Source organism: Brevibacterium oceani (assembly GCF_017948325.1).
Lineage (GTDB): Bacteria > Actinomycetota > Actinomycetes > Actinomycetales > Brevibacteriaceae > Brevibacterium > Brevibacterium oceani.
Genome location: NZ_CP072846.1, coordinates 2,835,654 through 2,858,773, shown reverse-complemented (window position 1 = coordinate 2,858,773; position 23,120 = coordinate 2,835,654). Strand labels below are relative to the sequence as shown.

The 23,120-nt window shown below is 66.4% G+C and carries 16 protein-coding genes; 8 read left to right on the top strand and 8 right to left on the bottom strand.

From position 1 onward, the window contains the following. Positions 1 to 53: 53 nt before the first annotated feature. Positions 54 to 1,961 (bottom strand): ABC transporter ATP-binding protein, encoded by a 1,908-nt coding sequence (locus J9314_RS12710; protein ID WP_210602728.1) that lies wholly within the window; start codon positions 1,959 to 1,961, stop codon positions 54 to 56. Continuing rightward, the gene (locus tag J9314_RS12705; RefSeq protein WP_343207019.1) at positions 1,958 to 3,796 is read right to left on the bottom strand and encodes an ABC transporter ATP-binding protein; all 1,839 of its coding nucleotides are present in this window, start codon (positions 3,794 to 3,796) and stop codon (positions 1,958 to 1,960) included. Before J9314_RS12705 ends, J9314_RS12710 begins: the two co-directional genes overlap by 4 nt. A gap of 468 nt (positions 3,797 to 4,264) precedes the next feature. On the opposite strand from J9314_RS12705, the gene J9314_RS12700 reads away from it, so the two are divergent. The 3 genes from J9314_RS12700 to ilvC all read left to right on the top strand — a co-directional run bounded on the left by J9314_RS12700 (position 4,265) and on the right by ilvC (position 7,868). After that, a complete protein-coding gene (locus tag J9314_RS12700) occupies positions 4,265 to 6,199 on the top strand; it encodes an acetolactate synthase large subunit (RefSeq protein WP_210602727.1) in 1,935 nt (644 codons plus the stop codon). After that, positions 6,196 to 6,708: an acetolactate synthase small subunit gene (gene ilvN, locus J9314_RS12695; RefSeq protein WP_210602726.1), complete on the top strand. Its 513-nt coding sequence runs from the start codon at positions 6,196 to 6,198 to the stop codon at positions 6,706 to 6,708. The genes J9314_RS12700 and ilvN overlap by 4 nt, the downstream gene beginning before the upstream one ends. Before the next feature lie 128 nt (positions 6,709 to 6,836). Further along, complete coding sequence (gene ilvC, locus J9314_RS12690) at positions 6,837 to 7,868, top strand: ketol-acid reductoisomerase (RefSeq protein WP_210602725.1); 1,032 nt, start codon at positions 6,837 to 6,839, stop codon at positions 7,866 to 7,868. Between the two features lie 160 nt (positions 7,869 to 8,028). Here ilvC and J9314_RS12685 read toward each other — a convergent pair whose 3' ends face one another. The 4 genes from J9314_RS12685 to J9314_RS12670 all read right to left on the bottom strand — a co-directional run bounded on the left by J9314_RS12685 (position 8,029) and on the right by J9314_RS12670 (position 13,573). Beyond that, entirely contained in the window at positions 8,029 to 9,870 is a 1,842-nt protein-coding gene (locus J9314_RS12685; protein ID WP_210602724.1) for an ATP-binding cassette domain-containing protein, read from the bottom strand. A 6-nt stretch (positions 9,871 to 9,876) separates the two neighbouring features. Next, a complete protein-coding gene (locus J9314_RS12680) occupies positions 9,877 to 11,547 on the bottom strand; it encodes an ABC transporter substrate-binding protein (protein ID WP_210602723.1) in 1,671 nt (556 codons plus the stop codon). 71 nt (positions 11,548 to 11,618) lie between these two features. Next, positions 11,619 to 12,617 (bottom strand): ABC transporter permease, encoded by a 999-nt coding sequence (locus J9314_RS12675; protein ID WP_210602722.1) that lies wholly within the window; start codon positions 12,615 to 12,617, stop codon positions 11,619 to 11,621. Then, a complete protein-coding gene (locus J9314_RS12670) occupies positions 12,614 to 13,573 on the bottom strand; it encodes an ABC transporter permease (protein ID WP_246490374.1) in 960 nt (319 codons plus the stop codon). The genes J9314_RS12675 and J9314_RS12670 overlap by 4 nt, the downstream gene beginning before the upstream one ends. A 451-nt stretch (positions 13,574 to 14,024) precedes the next feature. On the opposite strand from J9314_RS12670, the gene J9314_RS12665 reads away from it, so the two are divergent. Together J9314_RS12665 and serA are read left to right on the top strand one after the other, a co-directional pair. Continuing rightward, positions 14,025 to 15,317 carry a GNAT family N-acetyltransferase gene (locus J9314_RS12665; RefSeq protein ID WP_210602720.1) on the top strand — a complete coding sequence of 431 codons (1,293 nt, stop codon included), beginning with the start codon at positions 14,025 to 14,027 and terminating at the stop codon, positions 15,315 to 15,317. A gap of 179 nt (positions 15,318 to 15,496) precedes the next feature. Next, entirely contained in the window at positions 15,497 to 17,089 is a 1,593-nt protein-coding gene (serA, locus tag J9314_RS12660; RefSeq protein ID WP_210602719.1) for a phosphoglycerate dehydrogenase, read from the top strand. Between the two features lie 58 nt (positions 17,090 to 17,147). On the opposite strand, the gene J9314_RS12655 is transcribed toward serA, so the two are convergent. Then, positions 17,148 to 17,861, bottom strand: coding sequence for a phosphatase PAP2 family protein (locus tag J9314_RS12655; protein ID WP_210602718.1), 714 nt, complete (start codon positions 17,859 to 17,861; stop codon positions 17,148 to 17,150). Beyond that, the gene (locus tag J9314_RS12650) at positions 17,858 to 18,709 is read right to left on the bottom strand and encodes an HpcH/HpaI aldolase/citrate lyase family protein (RefSeq protein WP_210602717.1); all 852 of its coding nucleotides are present in this window, start codon (positions 18,707 to 18,709) and stop codon (positions 17,858 to 17,860) included. The genes J9314_RS12655 and J9314_RS12650 overlap by 4 nt, the downstream gene beginning before the upstream one ends. 226 nt (positions 18,710 to 18,935) lie before the next feature. Between J9314_RS12650 and J9314_RS12645 the strand changes: the two genes are divergently transcribed. From J9314_RS12645 to J9314_RS12635, 3 genes are all read left to right on the top strand, one after another. Further along, positions 18,936 to 19,973 carry a 3-isopropylmalate dehydrogenase gene (locus J9314_RS12645; RefSeq protein ID WP_210602716.1) on the top strand — a complete coding sequence of 346 codons (1,038 nt, stop codon included), beginning with the start codon at positions 18,936 to 18,938 and terminating at the stop codon, positions 19,971 to 19,973. A 263-nt stretch (positions 19,974 to 20,236) separates the two neighbouring features. After that, positions 20,237 to 21,328 carry a branched-chain amino acid aminotransferase gene (locus J9314_RS12640; protein WP_181276075.1) on the top strand — a complete coding sequence of 364 codons (1,092 nt, stop codon included), beginning with the start codon at positions 20,237 to 20,239 and terminating at the stop codon, positions 21,326 to 21,328. A gap of 241 nt (positions 21,329 to 21,569) precedes the next feature. After that, positions 21,570 to 23,078, top strand: a complete 1,509-nt coding sequence (locus J9314_RS12635) for an MFS transporter (protein WP_210602715.1) — start codon at positions 21,570 to 21,572, stop codon at positions 23,076 to 23,078. Positions 23,079 to 23,120: the final 42 nt, after the last annotated feature.

Below are 23,120 nucleotides of genomic sequence, written 5' to 3'. Positions count from 1 at the left end.
AGCTGGCACCGACGGGGCGCCAGTAGGAACTGCCCGCCTCGGCCAAACGAGAGTTACACGAGCGAGTCGCGCCATGCCTGATGCAGCTGCGCGAACTTGCCGGTGCCAGAGATGAGCTCGTCCGGTGTTCCATCCTCGATGATCCGCCCGGAATCCATGACGAGGACCCGGTCGGCGATCTCGACGGTCGAGAGCCGGTGGGCGATGATGATCGCCGTCCGCCCCTCGAGTACCGTCGCGAGCGCATCCTGGACGAGACGTTCGGACGGGATGTCGAGGTGGGCGGTCGCCTCGTCGAGCACGACGATGTCCGGGTCGGCGAGGAACACGCGTGCGAACGACACGAGCTGACGCTGCCCCGAGCTCAGCCGCCCGCCGCGCTTCTTCACATCAGTCTCATACCCATCGGGCAGCCGGCGGATGTATCCGTCGAGGCCGACGGCGCGAGCTGCGGCGACGACTGCCTCGTCGCTGGCAGCCGGATTGCCGATGCGGATGTTGTCGGCGATCGTGCCTGCGAAGAGGAACGACTCCTGGGTGACCATGACCACCGACGAGCGCAGCTCCGCATCCTCAAGGTCACGCAGATCCATCCCGTCGATGGCGACGTGCCCCTCGCTCGGATCGTAGAAGCGGGTGACGAGCTTGACCAGCGTCGACTTTCCGGCGCCGGTGGCACCGACGAGGGCGACGATCTCTCCGGCAGGAACATGCAGATCGAAGCGGGGGAGAATATCGGGTCCGTCAGCGTAGGCGAACCGGACGCCGGTCAGATCGAGTGAGCGCCCCGATCCTGTGTCGCCGGCCGACGAATCCGCTGGCGCCTCCGCTGGCGCCCCCGCCGACGCCCCTGCCGGCGCGCCCGGCTCCGGAGCACCTCCGGCACCAGCCGACCCCGACCGTACGGGCAGATGAGCAGGCTGGCCCGGTTCGGCCACTGCAGGTTCCGCGTCGAGGACCGCAGCGATCTTCTCCAACGCCGCCGAGGCGGACTGATAGAGGTTGAACGACTGCACGAGTTCGTCGAGCGGACCGTAGAACCGCCGCAGATAGAGGATGAACGCGGCGAGCACGCCGACCTGCGTCCAGTCCTCGATGACCAGCCACGCACCGACGACGATGATGACCGTCTGCGTGATGTTGCCGACCAGCCGCGTGGAGCCCGCGAACCAGGCGACTCCGCGCAGCGCGTCGGTGTTCGCATCCCGATACTGGATGTCCTCATCGCTCAGCGTCGACCGACGGTCGGGCTGCCGACGGTACGCCTGGACGGCGCGGATCCCGCCCATCGTCTCGACGAAGTGGACGATGACCTTCGCGATCGAGGTGCGCGTGCGCCGGTAGGCGCTGCGCTGCGAGGAGTGTGCGGACTTCGTGATGAAGAACAGCGGAACGAACCCGGCGAAGACGACGAGCGCCAGAGGCACGTCGAGCCAGACCAGCGTGATCGCGATGAAGAGCATCTGGAGCACGGCCAGCGCCGTGTCGAAGAGCGAATACGACAGGAACTGCTGCACCGACTCCATGTCCGAGGTCTGCCGCGACACCAGCCGGCCCGAGGTCGACTTCTCGTGATAGCCGAGATCGAGCCGCTGGACGTGCGCAAACACCCGCGAACGCAGCGAGAAGAGGATCTTCTGTGCCGTGATCCCGACGAGCCTCGTCGAGGTGAACGCGAGCACCGCCGAGGCCACCGCGGCGGCGATGAACAGCCCCACCGCAGTGAAGAGCGGCCCGGTGTCACCGTCGACCGCCCGCGGAATCCCCTCATCGAGGGCCCGGGCGATGAACACCGGGCCGATGACGAGGGCACCGGCCGTGAGCACGACGATGACGAGCAGGAAGATCGCCATCGCCCGATGCGGTCGCACCAGCGACCACAGCAGCGCCCGCGCCTTCTTCGCGATGTCCGGCGGCAGCTGCTCGACCTCGTCGTCCCGATCGAGTCGCGGCATGCTCATGAGCGTCCCCCCTCCAGTCCTGTTGCGTTCGTTTCCCGCGCCGAGGCGGCCGACCCCTGACCTGCCGCGCTGGCTCCCTGCGCCGAGGCGGCCGATCCCGGGTCTGCCGCGCTGGCTCCCATGAGCTCCCGATAGAGCGGGGAGGACTCGAGGAGCTCCTCGTGCGTACCCTGAGCGACGATGCGGCCCTCATCGAGGACCGCGACGACGTCGGCCAGGGCCGCCGTCGAGGGGCGGTGGGCGATGATGAGTGTCGTCGAATCCGGCAGGATCTCCCTCAGCGCTCGCTGCACCCGATCCTCGGTGTCGACGTCGACGGCCGAGAGGGGATCGTCGAGGACGAGGATCCGCGGCTTGCCGATGACGGCACGGGCGAGTGCGAGTCGCTGCCTCTGCCCGCCGGACAGCGACAGCCCCTGCTCGCCGACCTGGGTGTCGAGGCCGTCGGGCAGCCGTGCGACGAAGTCCGCGGCGGCACTGATCTGCAGGGCTTGCCAGATCTCGTCCTCGCTCGACCCGGGCGAGCCCATGACGACGTTGTCCGCGACCGATGCCGAGAACAGGATGGGATCCTCGAAGGAGACCGAGACGAGGTGGCGCAGCTCGTTGACCGGCAGATCGCGGATGTCGATGCCGTCGATGCGCACAGCGCCGTTCGTGACGTCCTGGAGTCGGGGGACCAGGGAGGCGAGCGTCGTCTTGCCCGAACCCGTGGCCCCGACCAGGGCGAGCGTCTGACCGGGGTCGATCCGCAGATCGAGGCCGGTCAGCGTCAGTCGCTCGGTGTCGGAGAAGTGGAAGGAGACATCGTCGAAGCTCAGCTCACCGCGGTACTTCCCGACATCGGGGTCATCGTCGATGCCGCCGCCGGAGTCCGTGATGTCGTGGCGGATGTCGATGACCTCCCAGTAGCGCCCGGCCGCTGTGAGTGCCATGAGCGCATCGGCCAGGAGGAACCCGAGCATCTCGATGGGCATCCGCATGACCATCGAGACGGTCACGCCGGCCACGACCGTGCCGATCGTCGTCCACCCGGCGACGACACCCCAGGTGCCGACGCCGACGATCGCCACCTGGGCGAGGGTGGGCAGGAGGATGAGCACGCTCCAGAACCACGAGTCGAGCTTCGCCTTGCGGATTTCGAGGTCCTTGAACTTCGTCGACAGCAGCCCGAAGCGCTCAGCGGCCCAGGGGGAGCGGCCGAAGGACTTGAGGATCCGGATGCCCTGGATGGATTCCTCGACATCGGTGGCGATCTCGCCGACCGCGTCCTGCGAAGCGCGGGAGGCCAGCCGGTACCGACGTTCGAAGATCGCGACCGAGATGATCGTCGGCACCGCCATGACGATCATAATGAGTCCGAAGGTCGGCTGCAGGGCGACGAGGATGATCGTGCCGATGACGATGACGACGGGAGTCGAGAGCAGGAACGGCAGACCGAACGCGAAGAATCGGCGCAGCTGGGAGAGGTCGTTCGTCGCACGAGAGAGCAGCTGACCGGACTCCCACGAATCGTGGACGGCCACCGAGGTGTACTGGAGCCGGTCGAACAGGCGCGCTCGCCAGCGGATCTCCCATTCGGAGACGACAGGAGCGACGATCATCCGTCGCGCCCACATGGCGACTGCCTCGCCGATGCCGATGAGGAGCACCGCGAGTACGGGCAGCCAGAGCGCCTGCAGGTTGCGGTGAGCGATCGGGCCGTCGATGATGTGACCGGTGATGATGGGGACGACGAGCTGGATGCCGTTGGCCAGCAGAGTGAGGACGAGTACGACAACGTACACGCCGATGCGGGAGCGGAGATCGGGCCAGAACCGAAAGAGGGGACGCACGATGATCAAGCCTAGTCGTGGGGTGTGACACAATCCACGGATCCGGCAACCGGGCTTCCCGTTTCTCTCACCGCTGAATTCCGCGCTTGGCGGGGAAGCGGGGCGGCCTCGGTGATGTGGGCCGGACCCCCTCGGTGATGTGGGCCGGGCCACCTCACCGATCTGCGCGGGGCCGCCTCGGTGATGTGGGCCGGATCCCCTCGCGGATGTGGGCCGGGCCACCTCGGTGCCGGTCTCACCTGACAAGCCTTAATGATCCCATAATCCGAGACAATAGATTGCGAGGTTTGACACCCCCGACCGCCGCGGTGAACTATTGAGCCATGAACAACCTTCTTGTCGTCGTTATTCACCAGCGCGCGGATCTTCCGTAGCCTGTCAGACGACACGTTCCGCGCGCCCCTACCGAAACCGGAGGGGCGTTTTTCATGTGAAGACGAGAAGGACACCTAGGAAGGATAGGAATCGATGGCAGCCAAGCCCTCGACCGCGAAGGACACGGGGAATCAACCCGCGGCCACGCCGGTCACCGCCACACCGTCCAGTATTCGTCGCGCAGCCGGCCCCGACGTCCTCACGGGAGCCCAGGCGATCGTCCGCAGCCTCGAGAAGCTCGAGGTCGACACGGTGTTCGGGCTTCCCGGCGGGACCATCCTTCCGACCTACGACCCGTTGTTCGAGACCGACAAGATCCGGCACATCCTCGTCCGCCACGAGCAGGGAGCCGGTCACGCTGCCGAGGGGTACGCGGCCTCCTCGGGCAAGCTCGGTGTGTGCATCGCGACCTCCGGGCCCGGCGCGACGAACCTCATCACGGCACTCGCCGACGCACACATGGACTCGGTGCCGATGCTCGCGATCACCGGTCAGCAGGCCTCGAGCCTGCTCGGCACCGACGCCTTCCAAGAGGCCGACATCGTGGGCATGACGATGCCGGTGACCAAGCACAGCTTCCTCGTCACGAAGGCCGAGGACATCCCCGCCGCCCTGATCAACGCCCACCACATCGCGACCACGGGCCGTCCCGGTCCCGTGCTCGTCGACATCACGAAGGACGCACAGACTGGCACCGCACCGTTCGTGTGGCCCGAGGAGCCGGCGCTGCCCGGCTACCGTCCCGTCCTCAAACCGCATGCCAAGCAGATCCGCGAGGCCGCACGGCTGATCTCCGAGGCTGCCCGGCCGGTGTTCTACATCGGCGGCGGCGTCATCCGCTCCGAGGCCGAGAAGGAGCTGCTGCGTCTGGCCGAGGCGACGAACATCCCCGTGGCCACGACCCTGATGGCCCGCGGCGCGTTCCCCGATTCGCACCGACTGCATCTGGGCATGCCCGGAATGCACGGCAGCGTGCCCGCCGTGACCGCGTTCCAGAAGTCCGATCTGCTCATCGCGATCGGTGCCCGCTTCGATGACCGCGTCACCGGCAAGCTCGACTCCTTCGCCCCCGACGCGCAGGTCATCCACGCCGACATCGACCCGGCCGAGATCGGGAAGAACCGTGAGGTCGACGTCGCCATCGTCGGCGATGCCCGCGAGGTCCTCGCCGAGATGCTGAACGAACTGCGCGGCAAGTTCCCCAAGGCCCTCGAACGTCAGCGCGAGCCGTGGTGGCGCTTCCTCAACCGCCTCAAGCAGACCTACCCGCTCGGCTACGAGCGGCACGGCGAACTCTGCGATCCGCAATACGTGATCTCGCGGATCTCCGCGCTGACCGGCCCCGAGGCGGTCTACGCCGCCGGGGTCGGCCAGCATCAGATGTGGGCGGCACAGTTCGTCGAGTTCGAGCGTCCGAAGTCCTGGCTGAACTCCGGCGGACTCGGCACCATGGGCTACTCCGTCCCGGCGGCCATGGGCGCGAAGGTCGCCCAGCCCGACCGCGTCGTGTGGGCCATCGACGGCGACGGCTGCTTCCAGATGACGAACCAGGAGCTCGCGACCTGCGCGCTCAACAACATTCCGATCAAGGTCGCGATCATCAACAACTCGTCCCTGGGCATGGTCCGCCAGTGGCAGACACTGTTCTACGACGGCCGGTACTCCAACACCGACCTCAACACCGGACACGAGACGATCCGCATCCCGGACTTCGTCAAGCTCGCCGAAGCCTACGGCTGTGAGGCACTGCGGGTCGACCGCAACGACGATGTCGATGCCGCGATCGAGAAGGCGCTGTCGATCAACGACCGGCCCGTCGTCCTCGACTTCACGGTCCCGCCGGATGCGATGGTGTGGCCGATGGTCGCGGCAGGCGTGTCGAACGACGAGATCGAATACGCCCGCGGCATCCGCCCCGAATTCGACGGGGAGGGCGAAGAGGAGGCCGAGGCGGCGATCGCCGAGGCTGACGCGGATGAAGACGGCACGGTGCGTTCCGTGGCTCAGATCGAAGGAGGCCTGGAATGAACAACCGGCACACACTCTCAGTCCTGGTCGAGAACAAGCCCGGTGTGCTCACCCGCTTCACCGGACTCATCGCCCGCCGCGGCTTCAACATCCACAGCCTCGCCGTGGGCGTGACCGAATACGACGAGCTCTCGCGCATCACCGTCGTCGTCGACGTCAACGACGTGCCGCTGGAGCAGGTGACGAAGCAGCTGAACAAGCTCGTCAACGTCATCAAGATCGTCGAGCTCGAACCCGAGTCCTCGGTGCGGCGGGCGCACATCATCTACAAGGTCAAGGCGAATGCGGCGACCAGGCCGCAGGTCGCCTCGGCGGTGGAGATGTTCCGCGCGAAGATCGTCGACGTCGGCCCGGACTCGGTGAGCATCGAAGCCACCGGAGAGCTCGGCAAGGTCGATGCCCTGCGCGAGGTCCTCGAACCCTTCGGAATCAAGGAGATCGTGCAGTCGGGCACCGTGGCCATCGGCCGCGGGGCGAAGTCGATCACCGACCGTGCCCTGCGCGGCTGAGCTGGGCCGCCTCGGCGAAGGATTTCGCGTTCCATTTCGTGGAACGCGTGAGATCTCAATAAGTGAACAGCAGTACCGAACTGTGAAACAATGGGGACATCACCCCGAACTCAGAAGGAGCTAGAACTATGGCAGCAGAACGCTATTACGACGACGATGCCGACCTGTCCGTCATCCAGGGCACGAAGGTCGCCGTCATCGGCTACGGCAGCCAGGGTCACGCCCACTCGCTGAGCCTGCGCGACTCGGGTGCCGAGGTGCGCATCGGTCTCAAGGAAGGCTCGTCCAGCCGTGACAAGGCCGCTGCCGAGGGCCTCGAGGTCGGCACCCCCGCCGAGGTGTCCGAATGGGCCGACCTCGTCGTCATCCTCGCCCCGGACCAGGTTCAGGCTGAGATCTACAACGCGGAGATCGCTCCGAACCTCAAGCCCGGCAACGCACTGCTGTTCGCCCACGGCTTCAACATCCGCTTCGACTACATCCAGCCTCCCGAGGGTGTCGACGTCATCATGGTCGCCCCCAAGGGACCCGGACACGTCGTGCGCCGCGAATACGTCGACGGCCGTGGCGTTCCCGTCCTCGTGGCCGTCGAGGCCGACGCCACGGGCAAGGCCTGGGACCTCGTGCTCTCCTACGCCAAGGGAATCGGCGGCCTGCGCGCCGGCGGCATCAAGACGACCTTCACCGAGGAGACCGAGTCGGATCTCTTCGGCGAGCAGACCGTGCTCTGCGGTGGCACCTCCCACCTCGTGCAGTACGGCTTCGAGGTTCTCACCGAGGCCGGCTACCAGCCGGAGATCGCCTACTTCGAGGTCCTCCACGAGCTCAAGCTCATCGTCGACCTCATGGTCGAGGGTGGCATCGCCAAGCAGCGCTGGTCGATCTCGGACACCGCTGAGTACGGCGACTACGTCTCCGGACCCCGCGTCATCACCCCTGACGTGAAGAAGAACATGGAGGCGGTCCTCGCCGACATCCAGAACGGCAAGTTCGCCGAGCGCTTCATGAACGATCAGAAGAACGGTGCGGCCGAGTTCAAGGAGCTGCGCTCGAAGGAAGAGACCCACCCGATCGAGTCGACCGGCCGTGAGCTGCGCAAGATGTTCGCCTGGCTCAAGGACAGCGACGACGACTACACCGAGGGCACTGCCGCTCGCTGAGTCTCATCCTCACCCTCGCCGAGGTTGTGCGTCTGATCCATCGGACGTCGGCCCCGCGCAGGGCAGCTGAGGCTGTGTGAGGAAGAACGAGCCCCGGACACCAGTTGGTGTCCGGGGCTCGTTCGCGTCCGCAGGCGGGCGTGGGGGAGACTCTGCCGCCCTAGGCGGCGAGCCGGGCCGCCCGTCTCGCCGCCTGGATCCTCGGGTCGGGGATCGGTGCGGACTCGATGAGTTCACGGGTGTAGGACTGCTGCGGGTCGGTGAGCGCCTGCCGGCTCGGACCCTGCTCGACGATCGCTCCGTCCTTGAGGACGACGACCTGGGAGGCGAGCTGTTCGACGACGGCGAGGTCGTGGCTGATGAACAGGCAGGCGAACTCGTGCGCTTCGTGCAGTTCGGCGAGCAGCCGGAGCACTCCCTGCTGGACGGAGACGTCGAGCGCTGAGGTCGGTTCGTCGGCGATGAGGAGCGTGGGGTCGAGAGCCAGTGCGCGGGCGATCGCGACTCGCTGTCGCTGCCCGCCCGAGAGTTCGTGCGGGTAGCGTTCCGCGAAGTCGGCAGGCAGGCGGACGTCGTCAAGCAGGCTGCGCACCCGGGCCGTCGTCTCCTTCGTGCGCAGCTCTCGGTGGACGCGCAGCGGTTCGGCGATCTGCGTGCCCACGGTTCGGCGCGGGTTGAGTGAACTCCTCGGGTCCTGGAAGACGACACCGATGTTCGCGCGGCGCCGACGCTGCCGACGATTCGGCCGTGTCGTCACCGCCTCACCGGCGACGAGCGCCTCGCCCGAGGCAAGGGCCTGACCGCCGGTGAGGACGTTCGCGATCGTTGACTTTCCCGACCCGGATTCGCCGACGAGGCCCATGATCGTCCCGGCCGGAACGACGAGGGAAACGTCGTCGAGGGCGCGGAGTTCCCCACCGGGAGCGCGATGGACGACGCTCGCCGAGCGCAGCTCGGCGGCCGGAGAGGTTGTGACGGAGTGGGTCTCGACGGGAGAGGTCGCAACGGGGCGCGCGTCGGGGGAGTCCTCCAGGTCGGGCACCTCGGCAGAGTTCCCGACGACGGCAGAGTCTCCCACCGCTGCAGAGTCCGCGTCGACAGCGCTGAGTCTCGGCACCGCGGCCAGCAGTTCCTTCGTGTAGGGATGGGCCGGAGCGGCGAAGATCGCATCGACCTCACCGGTTTCGACGATGCTGCCGTCCTTCATCACGGCCACACGATCGGCGACATCGGCGACGACACCCATATCGTGGGTGATGAGGAGGACGGCCTGCCCCTCGTCGGCCTGTCGGCGCAGCAGGTCGAGGATCCCGGTCTGCACGGTGACGTCGAGGGCCGTCGTCGGTTCATCGGCGAAGAGGACCTGCGGGGAGTTGATCGTCGCCAGCGCGATCATCGCCCGCTGCAGCTGTCCGCCGGAGAGCTCGTGCGGATAGGCCCGTATGATCCGGTCCGGTTCGCGCAGACCGACCTTGCGCAGCTGAGCGGCGACGCGATGTCCGGTCGACGCGCTGCTGCCGGACTCAGCCTCGGCATCGGACCGTGCCTGAGCTCCGGCTCCGGCAGTCCTTCCGGCGTCCTTCGCGTGGGCACGGACCGCCTCGGCGATCTGGGATCCGACGCGGAACATCGGATTGAACGCACCCATCGGCTCCTGGAACACGACGCCGATGCGTTCGCCGCGGATCGGCCGCAGTTCGGCCGCATCGAGACCGACGAGGTCGACATCAGGGCTCATCTCATCCGACTGCCCGACCGACCCCGACTGCCCGGCCCCTCCCGCATCCGAACCACCGTGGAGGATCACGGACCCGGTCTGGCTCGCCCCCGGCACGAGGCCGAGTGCGGCCAGCGCGGTCACCGATTTGCCTGAACCGGACTCGCCGACGAGGGCGAGGACCGAGCCCGGGACGAGGTCGAAGGAGACGTCCCGGGTGATCTCGCGCGCGCCGAAGGACACCGAATGCCCCTCGTAGCGCAGTGCCGCTGCGATCTCTGCCATCGACACTCAGCCCTTCAGCGAAGCCTTGAAGTACACGGGGTAGGCCGGGAAGTCGCCGATGACGAAGTTCTCGACATTCGAACCGTGGAGGAACGAGTTCTTCGTGTAGATGAGCGGAACGATCGGCGCATCCTCCATGATCGTCTTGTCGGCCGCGGCCCACACCTTCTGCGCTTCGGCGGGATCGACCGTCTCGGTGGCCTTCGCGATGAGAGCGTCGACGTCCTTGTTCTCATACCGCGAGAGGTTGAAGTTGCCGTTGCCGATCTGCGAGGAGTCGAAGAGCGGCTGGATGTTGCCGTTGGCCGAGGGGAAGTCCGGCTGCCAGGACCCGAGCACGAGGTCGTAATCGGGCTTGTTCGCCGTGGCATCGGCCGAATACGTGTTCGTGTCGACGGACTTGATGGTCGTCTTGATGTCGACGCGGGCCAGAGCCTCCTGGATCGCCTCGGCTTGTGCCACCGAGGTCGCATCGTTCTTCACCAGCAGCTTGAGCGTGCCGAGCTTCTCACCCGACTCCTTGAGCAGGGACTTCGCCTTCTCGACGTCGCCGCCCGGATCGGCCTCGTACAGGTCGTAGTCCTGCCGTCCCGGGATTCCCGGAGTGATGAGCGTCGAGGCGTAGTCGCCGGCGATCTCGCCGCCGCCGGCGATGCGGTACGTGTTCTTGTCGACGGCATAGTTGATCGCCTGACGGACCTTGACGTCGTCGAGGCCCTTCGATTCGTTGTTCATCGCGAGGTAGGCCAGCGCCCCCGGCCCCGAGGTGACCAGCCGCGACTTCGCGTTCGCGTCGTTCTGCACCTGTGCGAGCTGCGAGGCGGGCACGAAGCTTGCGGAGAAGCCGTTCTTCGCATCCCCGGAGTCGGAGATGAGCGCCTGCGAGGTCACCGAGGCGTCCTGCCCCAGCTTGAACACGACCTCGTCGGGTCCGGCCGTGCGCACGGGGTCGGTGTCCTCGTCCCACTCGTCATTGCGGGTGAGCACCGCCTCGGCGCCGGACTTGTTCGACTCGACCTTGTACGGACCCGAGGCGACGGGGTCCTGACCGTACTTGCCGGGGTCGTCGGAGTCCTTCGGTACGGGGGAGAACGCGGGCATCGAGGCGATCCACGGGAAGTCGCCGAAGGCGGAGTTGAGGTGGAAGACGATCGTCTTCTCATCGGGGGTCTCGATCGAGTCGAGTTCCTTGCCTGTGAACGGGCCCTTGTAGTCCGATCCGCCTTCGAGGATCGACTTGTGGTAGCTCAGGCCGCCGGAGAGCTCGGTCGAGAAAGAGCGTTCGAGGCCGTACTTGATGTCGGCGGTCGTGATCGGCTTGCCGTTCTCGTACTTCAGACCGTCCCTGAGCGTGAACGTCCACGTCTTGCCGTCGTCGCTGGCCTTGCCCGTGTCGGTGGCGAGATCGGGCACGACCTTCGCCTCCTTGCCCGGCTGGATGTCCCAGGTGGTCAGACGGCGGAGGACGAGCCCGAGTGAGGTGATCGCCAGACCCTGGCTCTTGCCCGGATCGAAATCGATGTCGGGGTCCTCGCTGAAGATGCTCAGCGTTCCGCCCTTGTGGGTCTCACCGAGCGTGTCGGACTGCGAATCGTCGTTCAATTCGGGGTTCGCATTGCATCCGGTGAGGACGAGCCCGAGGGCAAGGGTGGCCGCGACGAGCGCTGATCTCTTCATGGTGGTCCTTCTCAACTGAGGTGTGGCAGGGGCAGGTGGGGTGAGACTGCGGGCGGAGACGGAGAATGTTCTCATCGGCTCGCCCGGATTCTCGGGTCGAGGAGCGAATAGCTGAGGTCGGCGAGCAGATTCGCGATGATGACGATGGCTGCGGCGAAGAGGGTGACCCCGACGATGACCTGGATGTCGAGGCTGGAGACGGCCTCGAGCAGCAGGGTGCCGACGCCGCCGAGGGCGAAGACCTTCTCCGTGATCACGGCCCCGCCCAAGAGTCCGCCGACATCGATGGCGAACAGCGTGGTCAGCGGCACGACGAGGTTGCGCAGTCCGTGCTTGCCGATGACGACGGTCTCGGACAGTCCCTTCGCCCTTGCCGTGCGGATGTAGTCCTGGCCGAGCACCTCGAGCATCTGCCCGCGGGTGAGTCGTGCGTAGATCGCACCGTTGGCGATCGCGAGCACGACCCACGGCAGGATGAGGTGGAAGGCCCACATCGCGGGGTTCTCGGTCAGGGGGATGTAGCCGCCGATCGGCAGCACGTTGAGGGTGAACCCGAAGAGGAGGACGCCGAGGAGGCCGAGCAGATAGGTCGGTGCGGAGATCCCCGTGATCGCCGCCCCCATCACCGCGCTGTCGGTGAAGGTGCCCCGCCTGAGTGAGGCGATGAGACCGGCGGCGATGCCGCCGACGGCCCAGAGCACGGCGGCGCCGAGAGTCAGGGACAGGGTGATGGGCAGGCGGGAGACGATGAGGTCGGTGACCGATTCGCGCAGCCGGAACGAGTATCCGAAGCACGGGGCGTCGCAGTGGATCGCCGCGGCTCCCGAACCGAAGGTGCGACCGGTGACGATGCCGCCGAGGAAGTCGAAGAGCTGCTTCCACCAGGCCTGATCGACGCCGAGGTAGCGCTCCACCTCGGCGAGCCTGTCCGGAGAGCACGGTTTTCCGCATGAGTACTGGGCCGGATTCGAAGGCATGAGGTAGAAGATCGCGAAGCATGCGGCCGCGATGATGAGGAGAACGAGAATCGCACCGATCGTGCGGGAGGCGATGAATTTCGCTCGGTTCACGGCTGGCCTCCTGCGCTCATCGGATCGGCTGCCGCCGCGTTCTCATTCCCGTGCTCTGCAGGGTCGAGGGCGTCGCGCAGTCCGTCTCCGAACATGTTGAACCCGAGCGTGACGAGGAACAGCGCCATGCCGGGGACGATGAGGTACATGGGGTCGACCTGGACCCAGCTGATCGCATCGGAGATCGATCGTCCCCATGAGGGGGTGGGCGGGTTGACGCCGACCCCGAGGAAGGACAGGGCCGCTTCGGCGCCGATCTTGCCCGGAATCGACACCGTCGTGAACACGATGACGGTGGCGAGGATGTTCGGGGCGATCTCGCGGACGATGATGCGGCCGCTGCCCGTGCCTTGGGCGGCCGCGGCGCGGACGAATCCGCGTTCGCGCAGGGACAGGGTCTCGCTGCGGATGACGCGGGCGATGGACGGCCAGCCGAAGAGTCCGATGACGAGGATGAGCAGCAGCGGGCGGGGGAAGCTCGCGGGAACCGTGGCGGACAGGGCGATGGCGAAGATGAGGAAGGGGAAGCCGAAGATGATGTCGGTCAGCCGCGAAAGCAGGCGGTCGGCGATGCCGCCGTAGAAGCCTGCGATGAGTCCCACTGCGACGCCGACGGCCACGGAGACGACCGTTGCGGCCAATCCGATGAGCAGCGACACCTGGGCGCCGTAGGACACGATGGCGAACAGGTCGCGCCCGGTGCGGGGCTCGACGCCGAACCAGTGCTGCGGGCTGACGCCGCCGAGGTGGCCCGCCGGTGACGTGTCGGGACCGAGCAGATCCGGATTGTAGGCGTAGGGACTGTTGCCGGTGATCGCGGAGAAGACCGGGGCGAGGACGGCGAGCGCGATGAAGAGGATGATGAGCCCGAGCCCGATCATCGCCGGCCGGGAACGTCGCAGCCGGGACCAGACGGTGTCCGAGCGATGGCTCGGCGCTGGTGGGTCTTCAAGCACGCCAGGGGTCCTTCGATTCATGGTCGCGGATGGTTTGCTGGAGTTCGGGATCGCCGAACTGCTCAACAATTATGCGCCTGATTGTCGCCTGGGCAAAGTTTGGGGAGCCTCTGTGCCGTCGAGCGGCAGCGATGCCGTGGAATCGTCCGTGGGCCGCAGCTGCCGTTTTCAAGGCTGTGACCACGGCTGGAGCGCGGGTAGCGGCGAGGCAGGCGAGCACCCGCGGCATTGTCGCCGACGGAGAGGTGAGTTCGAGCACGCGGATGGGGCGATCGGTTTTCGTTGAGCCCGTGCGGTCGACTCCCGGGCTCGGACACTCCGCTCCGGCCGCTCATTCGGTGCCGTCGAACGAGATCTGTCGCCCCGCCTCGGCGATGGGAGTGATCCCCAGCAGTTGAAGATGGGGCGGCAGAAGATGGGCGCGGGAAGTGATCTGGACTACTGTGGATGTGTGACGAATTACAGATTCGAAGACTTCAAGCCGACCATCGACGAGTCCACGGGAGAGCCGGACGAGCGCACGAAGGGGTATTTCGCCTCGACGAGCGTGGGCTTCCACGACGTCCGTTCGACCGATAAGGCGCTGAAGGGCCGGGTCGAACGGGCGATCGCCGACGGGCGCAGCCTCACGGCCGTCTACGCCGATCAGGAGTACGAGCACGGGCTGGACTCCTCGATCCCGGTGGCGACGTTCGCGTGGTTCGAGAAGCTCGTCAACGTGGGTGGGGGACGGCTCGTGCCCGGGCACCTCATCACCTGGATCACGGTGCGCCCGACGCATCGCCGGCGCGGGCTGCTGCGGTCGATGATGACCACGGACCTCGCCGAGGCGAAGGCGAACGGCTACCCGTTCGCCGCACTCACCGCCACCGAGGGCGGGATCTATTCGCGGTTCGGTTTCGGCGTGGCCACATGGTCGCATGCGATCGAGGTCGACACCTCGCCCGGGTTCAAGATGGTCCGCGAACCCGATCGACGCGTCGAGATGTGCCTGCCCAGCGAGCTGCGGGAGCTCGCGCCGGAGATCTACGACCGGTTCATGCGCACCTCGCCCGGTGCCATGCAGCGCCAGCAGACCTACATCGAACGCGCCACGGGAGCGCTCAACACCGAGACCGGCGAAGAGGACCGCGGCGTCCGCGCGGCCCTGCACTTCGACGAGCAGGGTGAACCCGACGGCTACGTGTCGTATAAGTTCGCCGGCTGGTCGAAGACCCCGCCGACGGTCGACATCATCGACTTCGTCGCCGTCACCGATGCCGCCTACGCCTCCCTGTGGTCGTTCCTCGCCGCCATCGACCTGTCCACCCGGGTGACCTTCGGCGAATCCGCCGAATACTCCCCACTGCCGTGGCTGCTCACCGATTCCCGGCGAGTGAAGACCGTGGCCACCGAGGACAACATCTGGATCCGTATCCTCGACGTCAAGGCCGCCCTCGAGGCCCGGCCCTGGTACGTGCCGGGGACGCTGACGATCGACGTCGACGATTCGCTCGACCTCGCCGGGGGCCGGTTCACGATCACCTCGGATGGTGAGAGCGCCGAGGTGACTCCCGCGTCCGAATCGACGCCGGCAGATCTGGGGTTGGGCATCGCCGAACTCGGCTCCCTGTACTTCGGCGGAGCCGACCCCGTCATCCTCGCTCGAGCCGGACGCATCGACGAGCAGACGCCGGGGGCCGCAGTGCTCGCCAGCGCGATGTTCAGCCTCGGCCGAGCACCGTATTCGCCGAACGGGTTCTGAGCGCTGTCTGTCGAACGCGCGGCCGGGCGGGCCGGTGTTGGCCGGGCGGGTCGGCGTCGACCGGCTCGCCACTGTCCGGCCCGGTCTGTTGAGCAGTCTTCCCAGAATCTGAGACCTTGTGAAAGCCTTCACAAAGTCTCATAAGATGGACACGTCCCGGACGCAACAGGAGGAAATCAGTGCCCAAGCCCGTCGTGCTCATCGCCGAAGAACTGTCACCGGCCACCATCGAAGCTCTCGGAGGAGACTTCGAGGTCCGCCACACCAACGGCGCTGACCGATCCCAGCTCCTGCCCGCCATCGCCGATGCCGATGCGATCCTCGTCCGCTCGGCCACGCAGGTCGACGCGGAGGCCATCGCGGCTGCGAACAACCTCAAGGTCATCGCCCGCGCCGGCGTCGGACTCGACAATGTCGACGTCCCCGCAGCCACCTCGGCGGGTGTGATGGTCGTCAACGCACCCACGTCGAACATCATCTCCGCGGCCGAGCTGACCATGGCCCACATCCTGGGATCCGCACGCTACTTCGGCGCCGGCAACACCTCGCTCAAGGCGGGGGAGTGGAACCGGAAGAAGTACACCGGCGTCGAACTCTACGAAAAGACCCTGGGCATCGTCGGACTCGGACGCATCGGCGGCCTCGTGGCCGAACGGGCGAAGGCCTTCGGCATGCGGCTGGTCGGCTACGACCCCTACATCACGCAGGCCCGCGCCGCCCAGATGGGCGTCGAGGTCCTCGATCTGCCCGGGCTGCTCGCCGTGTCCGACTTCGTCACCGTGCACATGCCCAAGACGCCCGAGACGATCGGCATGATCAGCACCGAAGAGCTCAAGGCCGCGAAGCCCGGCGCCCGGTTCGTCAACGTCGCCCGCGGCGGAATCATCGACGAAGAGGCCCTCGCCGAGGCGGTCGCGTCCGGTGAGATCGGCGGAGCCGGCATCGACGTGTGGAACGTCGAACCCCCGGAGCACTCGGCGCTCATGGACCTCGACGCCGTCAACGTCACCCCGCACCTCGGTGCCTCGACGCACGAGGCGCAGGAGAAGGCCGGCGTGGCTGTCGCGAAGTCCGTGCGCAAGGCCCTGGCGGGGGAACTCGTCCCCGACGCGGTCAACGTCGCCGGCGGCGCCATCCACGAGGACGTGCGTCCGGGCATCCCACTGGCCGAGCGTCTGGGTCGGGTCGTCAACGCTCTGGCCGATTCCTCGGTCACGCATTTCAAAGTCGAGGTCAATGGCGAGATCGCCGACAAGGACGTCTCCGTCCTCAAGCTCTCGGCGCTCAAGGGCCTGTTCAAGGACGTCGTCTCCGACCAGGTGTCCTACGTCAACGCACCGCTGCTGGCCGAAGAGCGCGGCATCGGCGTCGAACTCACCACCGACCCGTACTGCGAATCCTTCCGCAACATCACCCGCCTGACGGCGACGACGAGCACCGGACAGCGGATCTCCGTCTCGGGCACCGTGACCGGGCCGAAGCTCGTCCAGAAGCTCACCGAGGTCGACGGCTACTCGCTCGAGATCGAACTGACGGACAACCTGCTCATCTTCCGCTACGAGGACCGTCCCGGCATCATCGGTCAGCTGGGCCTGGCCCTGGGAGCGAACAACGTCAACATCGCCGGCATGCAGGTCTCGCCGGCCTCGACGAGCAACGAGGCGCTGTCCGTGCTCGCCGTGGACTCGGTCGTCTCCGACGAGGTCGTCAAGGCCGTCGCCGGTGCCGTGAATGCTTCGGCCTTCACCGGCGTCTCACTGCAGGAGGACTGATCGTCTGAGGCGTCCGGTCGTCTGAGGCGACCGCCGCGCGCACAGGCCGAAGGCCCGCTCAACCCTCTGGAAGGGGCGAGCGGGCCTTCGTCGTTGCCAGCGTCCACACCTCATCGGCGAGCACGGCCGCCGAGATGCCGATGAGGGCTCCGGCGAACGTGTCGGAGAGCCAATGCACCTGCAGCGCGGTCCGCGACCACATCATGGTGAGGATCCACACCGCGGCCAGAAGCATCGACCAGTGGAACCGCAGACGCTGCGGCACCGCGGTAGGGTCCATGGAGCCGGCGCGGATCATCTGCGAGCGGGTCGCGATGATCGCCAGGCCCATGGCCAGAGCGGCCGCACCCATCGAATGCCCCGACGGATAGGAATATCCCAAGGATTCGTAGAGCTGGTGCTCGGGGCGAACCCTGGTGACCACGGCCTTGAGCGACTCGGACAAAGCGATGCCCAGGAGCATGGTCGTCACCAGATACCCGGCGGACCGGAAGCGGCGGCGGGCGGCGAAGATCGCGGCGAGTATGACGGTGCAGATGACCGCGCCCAGCCCTCCGCCCACCTCGGCGAGCGTGACAGCCACCCAGTACGGGACGGTCTCGAGGTCGAGGCCGACGAGATTGAGCCAGGCCACGTCGATGGTCGTGGGCCCGACGATGCTTGTGCGCAGCCACAGTCCGAAGGCCAGGACGAGCAGGATGGCCGGCAGGGTCGACCACAGCAGCCAGGCGGGCTGGCGGATTCGGGCAGAATCCGGTGGCTGACGAATCAAGCGTTCCAGAGGCCGTAGGTGTCGGCCAGCGAGGCGATCTTCTTCGCGCGAGCCAGACGGGGAAGGTAGGAGCCGTCGGTGATCTCGGATCCGCCCTCGGCGGCTTCGAGCATCTGGCGGGCCCAGTCGCGTTCATCCTCGCTCGGGCTCATCGCCTCGTTGAGGGTGTTGACCTGGTCGACGGTGAGGACGAGTTTGCCGGTCATGCCCATCATGTGGGTCACCTCGGCGTCGGACCAGACCTTGTCATCGTCGGCGTCGGCGGCCGAGGGACCGTCGATCGGGCCGGGCAGGCCGCCCATGCGGGAGGCGATGGTCAGCCGGGAGCGAGCATAGGCCAGGGCCATCGGGTCCCCGGAGAAGCCGGTGTCCTTGCGGAAATCGTTCGTGCCGAAGGCCAGACGGAAGGTGCCGGGTGCCTCGGCGATCTTCGTGGCGTTCTCCACGCCGCGCGCGGATTCGAGGAGGGCGATGACGGGCAGGCCCGCCTTCGCACGCATCGCGGTGTAGGAGACCTGCTCGGGACGTTCGGTCTCCGGCAGCATGACTCCACGCAGTCCGGGCAGCATGGCGATCGCGGCGAGGTCGTCGTCCCAGAACTCGGATTCCATCTTGTTGATGCGCACCCAGGCGGACATGCCGCTGTTGAGCGCGCGGACGACGTTGTCGCGGGCGTCGAGCTTCTTGTCATCGGCGACCGAGGCCTCGAGGTCGAAGATCACCGAATCCGCTTCCGAAGTCTGCGCGGGAGTGAAGATCTCCTCCTTCGCGGCATTGACGAGCAGCCAGGACCGGGAGAGCTTGGCGGGCAGGGCTGCGGCACGGGCGTTGCGGATGGTTTCGGTCAATGATCGACTTTCTCTCGGGGCTGGACGCTGGCTGCCCCCACGGGGTTTGGGGTGCTATATTCCATCTTCGTCTCTTGGGCGGCAGTTTTGTAGCCGTCAACGCGGTTTGGGACGTGAAATTGTTCATGATGGCGACCGTGGGGCGGAATTTCGGACCGCTGATGATTCTTGTCCGAATTGTAGGACGCCCTAGTTGCATGGTGAGATGGCGGCCTATTCTGTCTCCATGAAGTTCTCAATCGCAGTCATGCCCGGCGACGGAATCGGCAACGAGGTCGTCCCCGAAGGTCTCAAGGTCCTCCGTCGTGCCATCGAGGTCTCGGGCGAGCCCGTCGAGCTCGAGCTCACCGATTACAACGTCGGCGCTTCGCGCTGGCACGAGACCGGTGAGACGCTCACCGACGAGGAGCTCGAATCGCTGCGCAAGCATGATGCCATCTTCTTCGGCGCATGCGGGGATCCGTCGGTGCCGTCGGGCGTGCTCGAGCGCGGGGTCATCCTCAAGATGCGCTTCGGGCTCAGCCACGCGGTGAACCTGCGACCCTCGAAGCTCTTCGCCGGAGTCACCAGCCCGCTGGCGGACCCGGGGAAGATCGACTTCGTCGTCGTCCGCGAGGGAACCGAGGGCTCGTACACAGGATCGGGCGGGTCGGTGCGCACCGACACCCCGCAGGAGGTTGCGACCGAGGTCTCGGTCAACACCTGGTACGGCGTCGAGCGGGCGGTGCGCGATGCCTTCGAGCGCGCGCAGGCTCGGAACAAGAAGCTCACATACGTGCACAAGCACAATGTCATGGTTCACGCCGGTCACCTGTGGCGTCGCGTCGTCGAGAAGGTCGGCCAGGAGTACCCCGAGGTGGCCGTCAACTACGAGCACACCGATGCGTGCACGATCTACATGGTGACGAACCCCGAGCGCTACGACGTCATCGTCACGGACAACCTCTTCGGCGACATCCTCACCGACCTCGCCGCCGCGGTGACCGGCGGAATCGGCCTGGCCGCCTCGGGCAATCTCAATGTCGAAGGCACTGCGCCGAGCCTGTTCGAGCCGATCCACGGTTCGGCTCCGGACATCGCCGGGCAGCAGATCGCCGACCCGACGGCGTCGATCCTCTCCGGAGCGCTCATGGCCTCCCACCTCGGACTCGAGGTCGTGGCGAAGGCCATCGAGGACGCCGTCGAAGCCGACCTGGCCGAGCGCGACGGAACGAAGCGCTCGACCTCCGAGGTCGGCGACGCGATCGCGGCACGACTCGGCTGAGGCTGCGGATCGGTCTGAGGCTCGGACCTGTTCTGATCTGATCTGATCGCCACGGTCGGTGACGTGGCCGTGGACGATCCGACCGCCTCGGCGAGCTGACGAACTCACGACTGAGCCGCCTCGGCGAGGTTCGGATCCGCACGACGACAATCCCCGACTGCAGGGTCGATGAGGACATCACCCCGGTGCGACGCGCGCCGGGGTGATGGACTACCCTGACAGTGTCACTCATCACACATGAGAAACATGAGAAAAGAGTTCCGATGACTGAATTCACCGTTCTTAAGAATCTCCAGCCGCAACCCGAGCTGGTGCGAGAGAACATCAAGAAGGATCCCGGCTTCGGCCAGTACTTCACCGATCACATGGCGCACATCCGATACACGATCGATGACGGCTGGCAGGCACACGAGGTCAAGCCCTACGGACCGCTGGTCCTCGACCCGGCCGCTGCGGTCTTCCACTACGCCCAGGAGATCTTCGAGGGTCTCAAGGCCTACCGTCACGCCGACGGATCGGTCTGGACCTTCCGCCCCGAGCGCAACGCCGCGCGGATCAATCGCTCCGCCGAACGCCTGGCCCTGCCGCAGGTGAGCGAAGAGGACTTCATCAACTCGCTCAAGGCCCTCGTCTCCCTTGATCAGGCCTGGGTTCCGACGCCGGAGTCGGCAGCCGATGAGTCGAGCCTGTACCTGCGTCCGTTCATGATCGCCACTGAGCGGTTCCTCGGTGTGCGGGCCAGCCACGAAGTGGACTACTACGTCATCGCGTCGCCTGCCGGGCCGTACTTCTCCGGCGGGATCAAGCCGCTGTCGATCTGGCTGTCGCCGAAGCTCAAGCGCGCCGGCGCGGGCGGCACCGGATTCGCCAAGTGCGGCGGCAACTACGCGTCGTCGCTGGTGCCGACCAACGAGGCGGCCGCCAAGGGCTGCCAGCAGGTGCTCTTCACCGATGCGGTCGAGAATAAGTACATCGACGAGCTCGGCGGCATGAACCTCATGCTCGTGACCAAGAGCGGCAAGCTGCTCACCCCGGCGCTCAGCGATTCGATCCTCGACGGTGTGACCCGCCGTTCGCTGCTCGACCTGGCCCCGCAGCTGGGACTCGAGCCCGAAGAGCGCCAGATCTCCGTCGAGGAGTGGCGCGAGGGAGCCGCCAGCGGCGAAATCGTCGAGGCCTTCGCCTGCGGCACCGCCGCGGTGATCACGCCGATCAGCAAGCTCGTGTCCGATGACTTCACCATCGATCATGGCGAAGACGCTGGCGAGAAGACGATGGAGCTGCGCAAGACGTTGCTCGACATCCAGTACGGTCGCGCCGAAGACACGAACAACTGGCTGGTGCGCCTGGCCTGAGGGTCTGGCAAAGGGTCTGGCGCTGGCTTCGGTTGGAAACGGCACAGCCTGCTGTGACGGCCCAGTCTGCGTTGTGACGGCCCAGTCTGCGTCGGATAGCTCGGTTTCGAAACCGAGCTGACCGACGCAGACTGGGCCGCATCGCGTTCAAGAACCATGGTTGATGCTGTCGTGGATGTATGGCGAGCACGACTGACGGCTGTTTTGCTCAACTGTGCGTTAATTGGGGTACTGTGTCTTCGTGCACACCACCACCTCGGCGTCGGTTCCGACAGCCTCCGAAGTCATCGCTCACCTGCCATGGAAGTGGCGCACCCAGGGTGCCATCTTCATCATCGGCGGGCTCGGTTTCATGTTCGACGCCTGGGACGTCGCGCTCAATGGGTTCCTCATCCCGCTGCTCAGTGACTATTGGGATCTAAACATCGGGCAGGCCGCATGGATCGCCACGGCCAACCTCATCGGGATGGCGCTGGGCGCGTTCATCTGGGGCGGCATCGCCGATGTCATCGGTCGGAAGAAGGCCTTTACACTCACGCTCCTCGTATTCTCTGTCTTCACGGTCGCCGGAGCCTTCGCGCCGGCCTTCGGATGGTTCATCCTCTTCCGGTTCCTCGCCGGTTTCGGACTCGGCGGATGCATCCCCGTCGACTATGCCCTGGTCGGGGAGTTCACTCCCAGCCGCCACCGCGGTCGCGTGCTCACTGCGATGGACGGATGGTGGCCGATCGGGGCGTCGCTGTGTGCCTTCGTCTCGGCGTATCTGCTGGGAGTCGGGGACTGGCGACTGATCATGCTCGTCATGATTGTGCCGGCGCTGCTGACGGTGGCAGTGCGTTTCGGAATTCCGGAATCACCTCTCTATCTCGCCTCGGTCGGCCGTTACGCCGAAGCCGATGCCATCATCAAACGGCTGGTCGAGCGCACCGGCGCACAGGTCACCGAGTGGACGCACGAACCGGTCGGCGATGCCGGGGCTGGGCAGGAGACAGCCGCGCAGACTGGTGCGCCGCAAGGCACAGCCGCCGCGCAGGCGAACGATCGCGTCGACGGGCAGGCGAACGAACCCGCAGACGAGCAAGCAACGTCGCCTTCTGCGCCGGGACCCAATGTCAGCGGACAGCTGCGTGCGGCGAGCGGTCAGCTGGTGCAGCTGTGGCAACACTCCGCGAAGACGACGCTCGTCGCCTGGTCGCTCTTCGTCTCCGTCCTCCTTGTCTACTACGCGGCACTGACATGGCTGCCGGGGATCCTCAAGAAGCAGGGGCTGGCCGACCAGGCGGCATTCCTCGTCACCGGGTCGATGACCGCGGTGGGCATCCTCGGCGTGATCGTCTCTGCGCTCATCGTCGAACGATTCGGACGCAAGTGGGTTCTCGGAGTCTCGTCAATTCTGGCTGCGATCCTCCTCGTCGGATCCGCCGTATTCATCGAAGCCTCCGGCACCGAACTGACGTGGTCGGCGAAGGCCGCGATCATCAGTTTCGGCTTCGTCATCCAGATCGCGATCCCGACGCTCTACACCTATGTCTCCGAGCTCTACCCGACCCGCTTGCGCGGATCCGGCTTCGGGTGGGCTTCGGCGGCATCGCGTCTGGCCACGGGAATCGCGCCGATCGTCTTCGGTGCGTTCATGTGGCCCGTGCTCGGGCTGACGCTGACTTTCGCCCTCACGGGAGCCCTCGTCGTCGTCGCAGTGGTGCTTATGGGATTGCTCGCCAGAGAGACGACCGGCGAAGAGCTGAGCTGAGGACACGATTCGGCCCTGACCTCACGATCAGGCCCTGACCTG